The organism is Mesorhizobium sp. NZP2077 (assembly GCF_013170805.1).
GTDB lineage: Bacteria > Pseudomonadota > Alphaproteobacteria > Rhizobiales > Rhizobiaceae > Mesorhizobium.
This window is the reverse complement of the sequence record NZ_CP051293.1, coordinates 746,358-760,635: the sequence shown is the minus strand read 5'-3', so window position 1 is coordinate 760,635 and position 14,278 is coordinate 746,358. Positions and strand designations below refer to the sequence as shown.

At 63.4% G+C, this 14,278-nt stretch carries 12 protein-coding genes and 3 pseudogenes; 9 read left to right on the top strand and 6 right to left on the bottom strand.

Annotation, left to right across the window (positions count from 1 at the left end):
• Position 1 precedes the first annotated feature (1 nt).
• On the bottom strand, positions 2–1,519 hold the full coding sequence (locus HGP13_RS03550) for a winged helix-turn-helix domain-containing tetratricopeptide repeat protein (protein WP_172221605.1): 1,518 nt from the start codon (positions 1,517–1,519) through the stop codon (positions 2–4).
• A 262-nt stretch (positions 1,520–1,781) separates the two neighbouring features.
• On the opposite strand from HGP13_RS03550, the gene HGP13_RS03545 reads away from it, so the two are divergent.
• The 6 genes from HGP13_RS03545 to HGP13_RS03520 all read left to right on the top strand — a co-directional run bounded on the left by HGP13_RS03545 (position 1,782) and on the right by HGP13_RS03520 (position 8,370).
• Entirely contained in the window at positions 1,782–1,994 is a 213-nt protein-coding gene (locus HGP13_RS03545; RefSeq protein WP_172234604.1) for a DUF1127 domain-containing protein, read from the top strand.
• Between the two features lie 266 nt (positions 1,995–2,260).
• A complete protein-coding gene (locus HGP13_RS03540) occupies positions 2,261–2,629 on the top strand; it encodes a hypothetical protein (protein ID WP_172221600.1) in 369 nt (122 codons plus the stop codon).
• Positions 2,630–2,734: 105 nt separating this feature from the next.
• Complete coding sequence (locus HGP13_RS03535) at positions 2,735–3,361, top strand: CDGSH iron-sulfur domain-containing protein (protein WP_172221597.1); 627 nt, start codon at positions 2,735–2,737, stop codon at positions 3,359–3,361.
• A gap of 58 nt (positions 3,362–3,419) precedes the next feature.
• Positions 3,420–3,722: a cupredoxin family copper-binding protein gene (locus HGP13_RS03530; protein ID WP_172221595.1), complete on the top strand. Its 303-nt coding sequence runs from the start codon at positions 3,420–3,422 to the stop codon at positions 3,720–3,722.
• 170 nt (positions 3,723–3,892) lie between these two features.
• Positions 3,893–5,935, top strand: a complete 2,043-nt coding sequence (locus HGP13_RS03525; protein ID WP_172221592.1) for a hydantoinase/oxoprolinase family protein — start codon at positions 3,893–3,895, stop codon at positions 5,933–5,935.
• A 263-nt stretch (positions 5,936–6,198) separates the two neighbouring features.
• Positions 6,199–8,370, top strand: a complete 2,172-nt coding sequence (locus HGP13_RS03520; protein WP_172221589.1) for a malate synthase G — start codon at positions 6,199–6,201, stop codon at positions 8,368–8,370.
• Positions 8,371–8,639: 269 nt separating this feature from the next.
• Here HGP13_RS03520 and HGP13_RS03515 read toward each other — a convergent pair whose 3' ends face one another.
• The gene (locus HGP13_RS03515; RefSeq protein ID WP_172221586.1) at positions 8,640–8,813 is read right to left on the bottom strand and encodes a hypothetical protein; all 174 of its coding nucleotides are present in this window, start codon (positions 8,811–8,813) and stop codon (positions 8,640–8,642) included.
• 268 nt (positions 8,814–9,081) lie between these two features.
• On the opposite strand from HGP13_RS03515, the gene HGP13_RS37540 reads away from it, so the two are divergent.
• Positions 9,082–9,387, top strand: coding sequence for a hypothetical protein (locus HGP13_RS37540; RefSeq protein ID WP_210267850.1), 306 nt, complete (start codon positions 9,082–9,084; stop codon positions 9,385–9,387).
• A 195-nt stretch (positions 9,388–9,582) separates the two neighbouring features.
• Here the strand turns inward: HGP13_RS37540 and HGP13_RS03510 are convergent.
• Together HGP13_RS03510 and HGP13_RS03505 are read right to left on the bottom strand one after the other, a co-directional pair.
• Positions 9,583–9,693 (bottom strand): annotated as a pseudogene (locus HGP13_RS03510) (ATP-binding protein); the annotation flags it as partial.
• 60 nt (positions 9,694–9,753) lie between these two features.
• A complete protein-coding gene (locus HGP13_RS03505; protein WP_172221580.1) occupies positions 9,754–11,070 on the bottom strand; it encodes an IS701 family transposase in 1,317 nt (438 codons plus the stop codon).
• A 453-nt stretch (positions 11,071–11,523) separates the two neighbouring features.
• Between HGP13_RS03505 and HGP13_RS03500 the strand changes: the two genes are divergently transcribed.
• Positions 11,524–11,751 (top strand): hypothetical protein, encoded by a 228-nt coding sequence (locus HGP13_RS03500; RefSeq protein ID WP_172221572.1) that lies wholly within the window; start codon positions 11,524–11,526, stop codon positions 11,749–11,751.
• A gap of 196 nt (positions 11,752–11,947) precedes the next feature.
• Positions 11,948–12,820, top strand: a complete 873-nt coding sequence (locus tag HGP13_RS03495; RefSeq protein WP_210266340.1) for an SAM-dependent methyltransferase — start codon at positions 11,948–11,950, stop codon at positions 12,818–12,820.
• Between the two features lie 389 nt (positions 12,821–13,209).
• Here HGP13_RS03495 and HGP13_RS38720 read toward each other — a convergent pair.
• Positions 13,210–13,338: pseudogene (locus tag HGP13_RS38720) on the bottom strand (ATP-binding protein); the annotation flags it as partial.
• 3 nt (positions 13,339–13,341) lie between these two features.
• Positions 13,342–14,249: pseudogene (locus tag HGP13_RS03485) on the bottom strand (ATP-binding protein); the annotation flags it as partial.
• Positions 14,250–14,278: the final 29 nt, after the last annotated feature.

Below are 14,278 nucleotides of genomic sequence, written 5' to 3'. Positions count from 1 at the left end.
TTTACTCCGGCAGACCGGCCTTGCGAAAACCATCGACGAAATGCTCGAACATAGCTGCGTCGCGGAAAGGCTCGGTCCAGACCCAGTGGCTGGTTGTGAAATGCGGGTTGCCGACGAGGAACAGCTCGACCTCGGCGCGCGCCTCTTCGAGCCGGCCGAGCTGGGCCAGGCTTGCCGCCAGGAAACGGCGTGAACTCGTGCGATAGGTCTCGTCCCGGCGCAAGGTCTCGACGGCGGCCTCGTAGTCGCGCGCCGCATATTGCGCCTGGCCAAGGGTGAGATAATACCAGCTCGCCGGAAACGGGTTCAGCCGAAATGCCTTGCGGATCTGCTCGAGGCCCTCATCGACCCGCCCGGCCAGTGTCGTGATGTCGGCCAGTGTCGCCCAGGCGTCCGCCTCGTTCGGGTCAAGTTCGAACGCCCTGGCGAATTCGGCATCCGCCTCTTCGAAGTCGTGCTCATAGGCAAGCAAATTGCCGAGCACCCAGCGGCAACCGGCATCGTTGGGATCGATCGCCACGGCCTTGCGCGCCAGTTGCAGCGCCATGCGACGGTTGGGTTCGACCGGCTCGCCCCAATGCACCCATCCCATCCAGTGGTTCATGGCAAGCCAGCGATGGGCCTCGGCGTAGTCCGGATCGAGCGCAAGCGCGCGCGTCAGCATCAGATGCGCTTCCCGTGCCGTCTGCGGCGAATCGTCGATCAGCTTGCGCGCCCGCACGCAGAGATCGTAGGCCTCCAGATTGTTGGGCCGGTTGCGCGGCGGCGGCGCGCGTAGCCGACCGAGCAGCGCCTCCACAATCTTGGCCGTGGCCTCGTCCTGAACGGCAAAGATATCGTCCAGGCCGCGGTCGAAGCGTTCGGCCCACAGATGCTCGCCGCTCATGGCGTCGACCAGCTGGGCGTTGATGCGCACGCGCCCGGCGGCGCGTCTGGCGCTGCCCTCCAGGAGGTAGCGCACGCCGAGCTCCTCGGCGATCGCGCGCACATCCATCGCCTTGCCCTTATAGGCAAAGGTCGAGTTGCGCGCGATGACGAACAGGCCCGGGGCCCTGGACAGGTCGGTGATCAAATCTTCGGTCAACCCGTCGGCGAAGGCCTCTTGTTCGGGGTCGTTGCTGAGGTTGACAAAAGGCAGCACCGCTATCGACGGTTTGTCGGGCAGCGGCAAGGGTTTACGCTTCGCACGATCGAGCTGTTCGATCGCCCCGGTGAAGCGGTAGCCGACGCGCGGCACCGTCGATATCCATTCACCGCCGTCGGCAGGCGGACCAAGCAGCTTGCGCAGCTGCGCGATCTGGACGGTGAGGTTGCCTTCCTCGACCGCCGTGCCCGGCCACGCCGCGTCCATCAGCTCGGCCTTCTCGAGGATTTCGCCGGGCCGTCCGACCAGCGCCGCAAGCAGCTTCAGCCCGCGATAGCCGACGGCAACGGGATCGTCGTTCCGAAGCAGCGTTCCCGCACCCGGATCAAGCACGAACGGACCAAAGGCAAAGCGCGATCCCTGCATAGGGCGCATCTATAGAGCAATTCGAGGAAAAGTGTGAGGCGCCTTTCCTGGGAAAAGCGCGGTGCTCATCCTGAGGAGTCGCGTCAAAACAAAGAGTTAGAGCCGGTTTGGAACTTTTGAGAACTATTTGGGAGGGCTTAATTACGGCGCCGTCCGTATCCTGCAAAATCCAGCCTCATTCAGATCGTTGGCCCCTCAAATCGTATGAGGGCCTCGGAAACCTATGGAGGTTGTCATGACCAATATTTGCGCATCGACCCCGCGTCGGACAATGCGGCGGGGACAGCCAGTCGGGCCGGCGTCGCGCCGGCGCTATAGCCTTGCGGACCTGCGAAACACCATCGCCGCCTGGCGCCAGCGGGCACACTTGCGCTGGGACCTCAAGCGAATCTCGGACACCAATCCGCATCTGATCGACGATATCGGCCTGACCAGACGGCAAGTCGATGAAGAGATCGCCAAGCTGCCCTTCTGGCAACGCTAATGCATGTCGCCCAAAAAGTGATCTCGGTTTTGGGAAGACGACATGCATAAAAACCAAAAAGCTTAAAGCGCGACGCATGAGTCCGTTTCGACGCGACGCGCTTCAGGGCGAAGAACCGCAAGGACGCTGGTTCGTCCGGCCTGTGTACGATTATATCAGCGCGTGCGATTATATCAGGGATTGTCGCCACCATCCCTTTAGCCTCCGCGCGCATCGTGCAATGATTCCCTATCGGCCGTGGGGGCCGATTCTTCACGGGGGTTTCCATGTCTTTCACGTCCGCGCGCCTTGCCGCCGCGTTTTCGCTTGCCGTCCTGTTTGCACCGGCCGCCCATGCCGGCGACGTCACCTTTACCGTCAAGAACAGCCATCCCAATGCCATGCGCCTGGAGCTCTACAGCCAGGACCGCGACTATGTCTGGCCGGGCGAAGGCAAGGACTTCTACCTCGACGATGGCGAGACCAAGTCGTTGCCGATCTCCTGCAACGAGGGCGAATCGATCTGCTACGGCGCCTGGGTCGATGGCGACGAGGGCACCTATTGGGGCGTCGGCCCCGGCAACAAGCAAAAATGCGAGGATTGCTGCTACACCTGCAGCGGCGGCGAGACCGAAGAGATCAATCTCGTCCCCTGACCAGTTTGCCAGCTTGACGGTTTTCCTGTTCGAGCCATAGCTTGCCCAAACACCCAAGGCACGCCGCGTCAGACGCGGCGTGCTCCAGGCAACAGGAGCACCGCGATGGCCGGCATGGTCGAAAGCGACAAGATCGACGTCGGTTTTTCCGGCAAGCGCTGCATCCATTCGCGCAATTGCGTGCTTGGCGATCCGCATGTCTTCGTGCCCAACGCGCCGGGCCAATGGATCCATCCCGATGCGGCCAGCGTCGAGAAGGTGGTGGCAATCGCCGAAAACTGCCCGTCTGGCGCCATCACCTATGTCAGGAAGGATGGCGGGCCGCAGGAACAGCCACCGGTGGTCAACACCGTGCGGCTGCGCGAAAACGGCCCGCTTGCCGTTCACGCCGAGATCGTGCTCAACGGCGAAACCTTTTATCGCGCCACGCTGTGCCGCTGCGGCGCTTCGGAAAACAAGCCGTTCTGTGATGGCAGTCACACCAAGGCCGGCTTCACCGCCACCGGCGAACCGGCGCTGAAGGACACGCCGGCGCTGGAGGCGCGGAATGGCCCGCTCAACGTCACCCCGACCACCAACGGCCCGCTCAAGCTCGAGGGCAATGTCGAGATCGTTACCGGCACCGGCCACACGATCGATCGCACGCAACGCTCCTTCCTCTGCCGCTGCGGCCATTCGGCCAACAAGCCGTTTTGCGACAACACGCATAAAAAGATTGGCTTTGTGGCATGAAAGGCCATTCGGCAACGTTAGTGTAGGATGAGGGTTCGCGCTCAGGAGGAAATCCATCATGCGCACCATGCTTGTACTTGCTCTGCTTGCCTTTGCCATGCCCGCCTATGCCGCCAATCATGCGGTCCAGATCAAGGGCATGAAATTCAACCCGTCGAAAATCTCGGTCGCCGTTGGCGATACCATCACCTTCACCAATGCCGACTCGATGACGCACACCGCCACCGCGCTCGATGGCTCCTTCGACACCGGCCATCTCGCCACCGGCAAGAGCGCCAAGGTCAAGGTATCAGTTGCCGGCGCACATCCGTTCCATTGTGCGATCCACAGCTCGATGAAGGGCACTGTCACGGCCAAATAGCGGCATCCTCGCTGCGTAGCGGCCAACGTTGCCGATCTCCCCTCTCAAGGGGGAGGTCGGGCTCGTATCACGGTCATCGCGTGTTGGCCCAGCGCTCGCGGCTTTATCGGCGGGCCCGTATCGGATAAGGGCGGGGAAGTAAAAGTCCCTACCGTCCGGATCCGCCAAGAATGACCGCCAAGACCAAGCCAAAACCACTCTTCCTCGGCATCGACACCGGCGGCACCTATACCGATGCCGTGCTGTGGTCTGAAACCGAAGGCCCACAGCAGGGGCCGAACAAGGGCAAGGTGCTGGCCAAGGCCAAGGCGCTGACCACCAGGCACGATCTCGCCGTCGGCATCTCCGGTGCCGTCGACGCGGTGCTCGAAAAAGCCGGCACCGACCCGGCCGCGATCAAACTGGTGTCGATGTCGACGACGCTTGCCACCAATGCGCTGGTCGAGGGCCAGGGCGGCCGCGTGGCTCTCATCATGATCGGCTTTTCCGAAGCCGACCTCGCCCGCGATGGGCTGAAGACGGCGCTCGGCACCGATCCGGTGGTGTTTTGCCCCGGCGGCCACGACGTCCACGGCAATGCCGCCAAACTCGACCTGTCCGGGTTGGAAGCGGCCTTGCCGGAGCTCGGCGCCTCGGTGTCAGGCTTTGCCGTCTGCGCCTATTTCGCCACCCGCAATCCGGCGCATGAGATCGCCGCCCGCGAACTGATCCGCGACAAGACCGGCCTGCCGGTCACGGCTAGCCACGAACTGTCGGCCAAGCTCGGCGGCCCGCGCCGGGCGCTGACGACGCTGCTCAATGCCAGGCTGATTTCGATGATCGACCGGCTCGTTGCGGCGACCGAAGGGTTTCTGGAAGCCCGCAACATCGCCGCCCCCTTGATGGTGGTGCGCGGCGACGGCGCGCTGGTCTCGGCGGCGTTTGCCCGCCAGCGGCCGATCGAAACGATCCTCTCCGGTCCGGCGGCCAGCCTGGTTGGCGCCCGCCATATGACCGGGCTCGACAATGCCGTGGTCTCAGACATTGGCGGCACCACTACCGACGTCGCCGTGCTCGACAAGGGCCGCCCGCGGCTCGATCCCGAAGGCGCCACCGTCGGCGGCTTCCGGACCATGGTAGAGGCGGTCGCCATGCGCACCTTCGGCCTTGGCGGCGATTCCGAAGTGGCGCTGGACGATGGCGCGCTCAACCCGAAAATCCTGCTTGGGCCGCGCCGCCTGGTGCCGCTGGCGCTGGCCGGCATGGCGCATGGCGACGCCGTCAGATCGGAACTCGAGCGCCAGCTCCGAGCGCCCAACCCCGGCCGCATGGATGGCCGTTTCGCGGTGCGCACCGGCGTACCGGAAAGGCTTGCAGCTGGTCTCACCGCTCCGGAGGCGCGGCTCTACGAAGCGATCGGCGCGACCCCGCTTGCCCTCGACAGGCTGCTGACCTCGAATGCCCAGAACGCCACCTTGAACCGCCTGGTCTCCCGCGGGCTGGTGCATATCTCCGGCTTCACCCCGTCGGACGCGGCGCATGTGCTGGGCAAGCAGGCCAACTGGGATGCCACGACCGCTCGCCTCGGCGCCGAATTGTTCGCCCGCAAGCGCGATGGCCGTGGCCAGCCTATTGCCGCGTCGCCGGAAGTGATCTCGGAGCGGGTGCTGGTGACGCTGACGCGCTGGTCGGCCGAATACATCCTCGAAACCGCCTTCGCCGAGGACGGCCTCGATGGCGCCGCGACCGTGGCACACGCGCTGGTGCAGCGCGCCGTCGACGCCCACCCCGGCATCGCGCGGCTGAGCGTCGCGCTCGACCGCCCGGTCATCGGCCTCGGTGCCTCTGCGCCGCTGCACTATGCTGGCCTGGCGCCGCTGGTCGGCAATGAGTGTGTGGTGCCGGAAGACACCGATGTCGCCAACGCGCTCGGCGCCGTCGTCGGCCAGGTCAGGGTCTCGGCCGAGGCCCGGGTCAGCCAGCCCAAGGAAGGGCTGTTCCGCCTCGCCTCCGGCGAGACAGTGCGCGATTTCCTCGACGAGGCGGCGGCGATCGCGGCGGCCGAGGCCGATGTGCGGGCCATTGTCGCCCAGAGGGCCAAGGACGCCGGCACCGACAGCGCCGAGATTGATGTTGCGACGGAGTTCCGGGTCTCTACCGTCGAAGCCCAGCGCATGTTCATCGAGGCGCATGTGGTGGCGGTGGCTTCGGGAAGGCCGAGGATCGCGGTTTAGGGTAATCTCCCCCTTGAGGGGGAGATGTCGCCGAAGGCGACAGAGGGGGTCGGTTCGACCGGACGCGACCTCCTGATTTGAACAGAAGGGGCTAGCACCTTACGTCCGGCGACCCCCTCTGGCCTGCCGGCCATCTCCCCCTCAAGGGGGGAGATCGGCAGCGTCGCCGGCGGCTAAATACGCCACCTTCAACCTAAGCTGAATTGACCCTGCAACCCCAACATGCCAAACGCCCCGCAAAGCCTTTCATCTGGAGTAGCCTGATGACCGATCGCATCGAGATCGCCGGATTGCGGATTGCCCGCGAGCTGCATGATTTTGTGGCTGGCGAGGCCCTGCCCGGCACCGGCATCGAAGCGGAGGCCTTCTGGAACGGCTTCTCGGCCATCGTCCACGATCTCGGCCCGAAAAACCGCGCACTGCTGGCTAAACGCGACGCCATGCAGGAAAAGCTCGACGGCTGGTATCGCGACAATGGCGCGCCGATCGACATGGAGGCCTACAAAGGCTTCCTGAAGGAGATCGGCTATCTCGTTCCCGAGGGGCCGGCCTTCAGTGTGTCCACGGAGAATGTCGATCCGGAAATCGCGGTCGTTGCCGGGCCGCAGCTGGTCGTGCCTGTCATGAATGCGCGCTATGCGCTCAACGCCGCCAATGCGCGCTGGGGCTCGCTCTATGATGCGCTCTACGGCACCGACGCCATTCCCGAAATCGGCGGCGCGGAGAAGGGCAAGGGTTTCAACCCGGTGCGTGGCGCTAAGGTCGTCGCCTGGACGAAGAGCTTCCTCGACGAGGCTGCGCCGCTGACCTCAGGCAAATGGGCAGGGGTGAACGGCCTGTCGGTGGCCAATGGCGCGCTGAAGCTCAGCGCCGGCGCCGGCTCGACGACGCTGGCCGATCCCAGGCAATTCGTCGGCTATCGCGGCGACGCCGCCAATCCGCAAGCCGTGCTGCTGGTCAAAAATGGCCTGCATGTCGAGATCGTCATCGACCGCGCCAACCAGATCGGCCGCACCGATCCGGCCGGCATTGCCGATGTCATCCTGGAATCGGCGCTGACCACCATCCAGGACTGCGAGGATTCGGTCGCGGCGGTGGATGCGCAGGACAAGGTCGTCGTCTATCGCAACTGGCTCGGGCTGATGAAGGGCGATCTGGCCGAAGAGATCAGCAAGGGCGGCAAGTCTTTTGTCCGCAAGCTGAATCCCGACCGCGCCTACACCGCACCGGCCGGCGGCCAGATCACCTTGCCAGGCCGCTCGCTGATGCTGGTCAGGAATGTCGGCCATCTGATGACCAATCCGGCGATCCTGGACCGCGACGGTAATGAGGTGCCGGAAGGCATCATGGACGCGGCGCTGACGGCGCTGATCGCGCTGCACGATGTCGGCGCGAAAGGCCGCCGCGCCAATTCCCGCGCCGGCTCGATGTATGTCGTGAAGCCGAAGATGCACGGCCCGGAGGAAGTCGCCTTCGCCGTCGAGATCTTCGACCGTGTCGAAGCGTTGCTCGGCATGGCGAAGAACGCCATCAAGATGGGCATCATGGACGAGGAGCGGCGCACCACCATCAACCTCAAGGAGGCGATCCGCGCGGCAAAGGATCGCGTGGTGTTCATCAACACCGGCTTCCTCGACCGCACCGGCGACGAGATCCATACCTCGATGGAAGCCGGGCCGATGATCCGCAAGGGCGACATGAAGCAGGCCGCCTGGATTTCCGCCTACGAGGCCTGGAATGTCGACACCGGGCTCGAATGCGGCCTCGCCGGCCACGCCCAGATCGGCAAGGGCATGTGGGCGATGCCGGATCTGATGGCGGCGATGCTGGAACAGAAGATCGCCCACCCCAAGGCCGGCGCCAACACCGCCTGGGTGCCGTCGCCGACGGCCGCGACGCTGCATGCCACGCATTACCACAAGGTCGATGTGCACGCCGTGCAAGCAGCGTTGAAGAACAGGCCGAAGGCCAAACTCGACGACATTTTATCCGTGCCGGTGGCCGTGCGGCCGAACTGGACGCCCGACGAGATCCAGCGCGAACTCGACAACAACGCGCAAGGCATCCTGGGCTATGTCGTGCGCTGGATCGACCAGGGCGTCGGCTGCTCCAAAGTGCCCGACATCAACGATGTCGGCCTGATGGAAGACCGCGCCACGCTGCGCATCTCCTCGCAGCACATCGCCAACTGGCTACGCCACAAAGTGTGCTCGGAAATCCAGGTCCGGGATTCCCTGCAGCGCATGGCGGCGATCGTCGACCGCCAGAATGTCGGCGATCCGCTCTACCGGCCGATGGCGCCGGATTTCGACAATTCCATCGCCTTCCAGGCCGCCTGCGACCTGGTGTTCAAGGGCACCAGCCAGCCGAATGGCTATACCGAACCGGTGCTGCACGCGCGGCGGCTGGAGCTGAAGGCGCACGGATCGACCTGAAAAGCAGGGTCGGCCGCGAGCATGTACGCCGCCTGCTCCGAACTCATACGACGATAGGAGATCGCCTTCGCCAGGTGAATGCGGCCGAAGTTGACGGCAGCCGCGGCGCCGGCATCGATTTGCCCGATCCCGGAGGTGTCCATCCTGCCAGCCTGGCCGCACTTGCGGCGGAGGGCAGGCTTTCTTTAAAAGTCGCTCATGCTAATTTAACCTTGAGTGCCGGGCCGCGGGTTGAGGGACGTCCATGAGGGGATTATTTCGGCACCGAACTACAGCAGCGCCTGCAGCGACGAGCCGATGAGCTTGCCGGCTGGGTCGTCAACACTCCCGGGCTCTGCAATGCCGGCCGAATGGTCTCCACGGACGACGTCGATCGTGTAGGGCTTGAAGCTTGTATCGCGATGGTGGAGGCGGACGGAGGCTTCGGTTTTCGCCTCGTGCATGAAGACCGCATAGCGGCGATATCGCACATTTGGCGGCCCGGGGACATCGCCTGGATTGGCGGGATACCTTCATGGGCTCCGCCGATGACGCACTGGCTGTGTCGAAACGGATCGTTGCGCAAGGCCCACCCCAGGGGCTCAATCGCATTCATCTGTCAGGTCGCCCGTCAGAGGCTTGCCTTGAGCGCGTGCAGGTCTTTCTTGCCGAGAATGGCTTGGCGCCGTCTCACGGTCGACCCTCGCAGGCGAAACGGTCAATGGGCGAACTTTGGCGCTTGTCGACGGGCATGGGGGTCTCGTCGCCACGTCGTTTGTCTATATGCCACACAATTCCTTCAGTCCGTTCCGCACCTACGCTTGGGGCGGTCTGGCCGCGGTCTCGCCGGCCCACAGGGGCAAGTCGCTTGGCAGCTACATCAATGCCTGCGCCGCCGCCACGGCATTCGAGCAACTCGCGGCGACCGTCTTTTACGAACAGGTCGCAACCAATGTTCCATCGAGACGGATGGTCGAAAGCATGCGGGCTGGCCCTGCACCCCTATCTGAAGAGCGGGCTTGCTTCGATCGGGGCTGAAAAGTTCACGCGCTGACAGTGTTCGGCTTGCCGCGAATAGGGAAAGTTGCAATTTCGATCTCTCAGGGCCGCCACCTCTCGATGCCCGCTTGGCCGTTGATGTCGGCGAGGTCGCGCACCGAGGCATAGATGCCGGCTTTGGGGCGAGACGGCACCTGGGTGCTGCGGAAGTGATTGGCGACGGTGGAAGGCGCTTCATGCCGTCTGTGCCACCCGTTCAGAACTCATGCGATAGGAAATCGCCTCGGCCAGATGGATGCGGCCGACCGTCCCGCTGGCGTCGAGATCGGCGAGCGTGCGCGCCACAGGATGACGCGAACAAGGGGCGGACTAAAGTGTCGCAGCTAGCACTACTTTGGCAGATTGTTAGCGGAGAGGGCTCTGCGGCAGTGGGGACAACGGATTGGGGGCGGCTGCGCTAGCGCGGTGAGGATGGCTTGCCTGACGGCGGGTAGGCTCGGTTGGGGCGGCGGGCCAACGATTCTTTTTTCCCCCTCCCGCTTGTTTGAGGCGGCGAGATTGCAGGAAGGCGTAGGCGATCATCGTCATCAGCGCGTGCCGGTGCAGGCCGGTCCATGAGCGCCCTTCGAAGTGGTCGAGGCCAAGTTCCTCCTTGAGCTGCTGATGCGCCTGTTCGCAGACCCAGCGCGCCTTGATGGCGCCTGCGATCTGCTTGAGCGGGGTGTCGGCGGGCAAGTTGGAGAGGTAGTATTTGCGCTCGCCGGTCGAGCGGTGCTCGCCGATCACCCAGACCTCCTCGCCGGGCAGATGCTGAGCGCCCATGTCGCGGATGCGCTGGGGTGGGCCATCTGCAACCCGGACACGGACAGCGGCGAAGCGCGCCGAGAGGCGGCCTTTGGTGCCACGCCGCCAACTGACCGCGCGCCATGGGGCTGTCTCCAGCATCGCCTTCGCGGTCATCGACTTCACATCGGGGATATGCCGCTGGCGCGGACGGCCGCGTCCGGCAACGGGAAAGATCATTGCCACGTCGGCGGGATAGACCTTCTGCTTGAACGGGATGCCGACGGCCCAGGTAAGGCCGCGCTCGGTGAGCGCCTGCCGGAAGGGGGCGCTCAAGCCATATCCGGCATCGGCGAGCACGCAGCCAAAGCGTAGGCCGGCTGCGCGAGCCCGGTCGATCTCGGCCAGCGCGATTTCGGGCTTGGTCCTGTAGGCACGATGGTCCTCGGGCACACCGGCACGGTCGAGCCGGGCGGGATCGGAAGTCCAGCTCTCGGGCAGAAACAGCCGCAGTCCCACCATGACCGGCACTTCGCTAGAGGCCAGCGTCAGCGACACCAGCGTCTGGCAGTTGGCGTTCTTACCAAGCGCCGAGGCATATTGCGGCGCGACGCCGACCGAGTGGCGCCCCTTCTTGGGGAGCGCTGTGTCGTCCACGATCAGCCATGCATCGTTCCCGCCAACTTGTCTGTCGGCCTCCGCAAGTAGCACCTTCTCCAGCGGCCCAGCATCCCACACGCCGCTCGCGATGAAGTGGTGCAGCTGGTCATAGTTGACGCCTGCGTCGCGCGCCGCCATCGGTTGGATGCTCTTGCGATCCCCAAGGCCAATCAGCCCAGCAATATAGGCCGGACACATCCGCGCACGCGTCTTGTGCCTCAACGCCGAGACGAACGGCTCAAGCCACTGCTCCAGATCGACTTGCCAATCCCTGTTCATGGCCGGCCCCTCCAACAGCCGACCTCTCATGAATCACGCAAAACCGCTCTTGGGAATCCTCAAACGCTCCCAGAACCAAAAAAATGCCAAAGTAGTGCTAGTTTCGCTGACGGCGCCCGCAATCGCGGCGGCGGGCCGTTCTAATTGGCCGCTATCAATACAGCACGTCCACCAGATTCTGACCGGACCGCGTCGGCGCGAACGGCCTCAGTTTTATCAAACGAGCAAGCGTTTCATTTACCAAGTTCCTTGAATAAATATAAAATATGTCAGAAAATTCAATGGTCAAAAACGATAGGAATATATGCGCATTGACTGATAGAAGACCTGGTGTAAACTACCATGGCCGAAGCAAATCGGTGCGCGCAGACTTGCGTTGACTTCATTTCCATTGTTAAAACATTCTTTTGGCGTGTGAACAACGCATGGCTGCCTTTTGAGTGAGGGAAGACAATGGCCGGAAAACTCGCAGCTTACTTGACAGATATCGCCAAGGACCACGCGAAAATGACTACCTTCAAGGCGGATCCTTATGGCGCGATGAACAATGCTGGCCTGTCAGACAAGGAAATCACTGCTGTTCTGAGCAAGAAACCTGAACTGATCGGCCAGGCGATCGGAGGCCGGGGCGGCCTTGCCGCAGCGGATGCAGATACAACAGTCGTCGTCGTGGTTCTCTGACTGTTTTCGAACGACGACAGCTTCCTAGAAACAGGTTTTGGCCCGCACAGGCCTATAGAACTGCACTCGTTCACCGTGTGCGGGCCAGCTTTCAACCAAAGGTTAGCGCTACCGCCCGTCGAGACAGACTTGGTTGGTCATAGTTTCTGGCCAGGGTTTTGTACCAACGTGTGCATCCGCACGACAGGAGGTCATTGTGAAACAGATCGCTTCCGGCGAATTGATCGTCGTCGGTACCGGCATCGGGCTGGCGGGGAACATGACGGCCTCGACGGAATCCATCATCATTCAGGCGGAGAAGCTACTGTATGTCGTGGCAGACGTGGCAACCGCCGCCCACCTTGAGCAGTTGAACAGCACGGCGGAATCCATCTATTCCCTGTATGACGAGAGTCTGGACAGGATCGACACCTATTACAAGATGACCGAATGCATATTGGACCATGTCCGGGCGGGGCTAAAAACATGCGCCGCCTTCTACGGGCACCCCGGCATCTTCGTCTTCCCAGCTCACGAGGCTGTCCTGAAGGCCCGGACGGAAGGCTATCGTGCCGAAATGAAGGCGGCCGTTTCGGCCGAAGATTGCCTGTTTGCCGATCTTGGCATCGATCCCGGGCGCGTCGGTTGCCAGTCATTCGAGGCAACCGACTTTCTTGTATATGACCGCATCTTCGACCCGAACAGCCTGCTGGTCCTGTGGCAGGTCGGGGTTATCGGCCAAATCGGATTTCGCAGGCAGTTCCCTATCGGACAAAATATCGAAGTGCTCAAAGAAGCGCTCCGTGCGCATTACCCAGCGGATCATTACGTGATTGTCTACGAGGCAAGTGTGCTGCCGGTATGCGACCCAGTCATTCGCCCGTTCCGCCTTGACAAGCTGGACCCCAGCGCGTTGTCACCGATCTCGACGCTCGTCGTGCCTCCGTTGTCGAGCCGGCGCGGCCCTAACATCGATATGGTCCGCAGACTGGATATCCCGGAACGCTATATTCTGAAGCGAGCAGAGGATCCGTCACTGTACGATCCGGCAAAGCCGGGCGCGCTCGTAAACTGGCCGGCAACGGTCTGATCTTGGATCAGTTGGGACGATTTCGAAGCCCGTAGTGTCGAAAAGGGACCGCCGCCAACGACTGCGACCGGACAGGTATGAGTCAAGAAAAATGACAAAACCCGCCGGTCAGCCTCCAGTGGGTTCGGAACCGAACATTGGCATCGAGCGTCCCCGTATTTCCCCTGCCGTGTTACGTACATAGCCGACTTCGAGGGCTACATGCAGCTATCAGTATCTCGTCATGGGCGAGGCCGGCTTCGGCTAGCGACCGCCCACGCGAAAAGTTCCTCCCGAAAGCGGAAGAGCAGCAACCGGCCCATTTCCGGGAATTCGAAAAATGGTCGCGAATGATAGGTCTTGGCCACCTAGCGGCCTTCTCTGGGCTCGATCATTCGTTTAATTGGTCACAATGTTAGAAGATTGTGCCCACCGGCCGCCGCCACTACCAGCGCCCACTTGGCCGTCTCCTGGCCCTTGATGTCGGCAAGGTCGTGCAGGTCGCGCGACTGGGTATGGATGCCGGCCTCCGCCCGCGAACTCTAAGCCGCCAGCGCCACCCGTTCCGAACTCATGCGATAGGAAATCGCCTCGGCCAGATGGATGCGGCCGACGGTCTCGCTGGCGTCGAGATCGGCGAGCGTTCTCGCGACCTTCAGGACGCGGTGGTAGGCGCGAGCGGAAAAGGCGAGCTTTTCGCTGGCGTCCTTGAGCAGCGACAGGCCAGCGGCATCGGGCATGGCGATGTCCTCGATGACCGCCGGCGCGCAGTGCGCATTGGTGGTGGCGCTGGTCACGCCGAGCCGCTCGAAACGCTCGCGCTGGATGGTGCGGCGCGGGCGACGCGCAGCGCCACGGCGGCACTTTTCTCCGCCCGGTCGGGGCGGATCAGGTCGCTGGCCGAGACCGCAGGCACTTCGATCCTGAGGTCGATGCGGTCGAGCAGCGGCCCGGAGATGCGCGCCTGGTAGTCGGTGCGGCAGCGATCGCCGCGCAGGCAGCGATAGCCCGGTTCGCCGGCCATGCCGCAGCGGCACGGGTTCATCGCCGCCACCAACTGGATGCGCGCCGGATAGGTGACGCGATGGTTGGCGCGCGCGATCATGCAATCGCCGGTCTCCAGCGGCTGGCGCAGCGCGTCGAGCGTCTGCGGCGTGAATTCGGGAAACTCGTCGAGGAACAGCACGCCATGATGCGCCATCGACACCTCGCCCGGCCGGGCGCGCAGCCCGCCACCGACCATCGCCGCCATCGAGGCCGAATGGTGTGGGGCGCGGAACGGCCGCCGGTCGGTCAGCTTGCCTTCGCCGAGCTCGCCCGCCACCGAAGCGATCATCGAGACTTCCAGCAATTCCTTCGGCGCCAGCGGCGGCAGGATCGACGGCAGCCGCTGCGCCAGCATCGATTTGCCGGAGCCTGGCGGACCGACCATCAGCATGGCGGACCCGCCGGGAGTGATACGGCTGAACGCAAATCTGA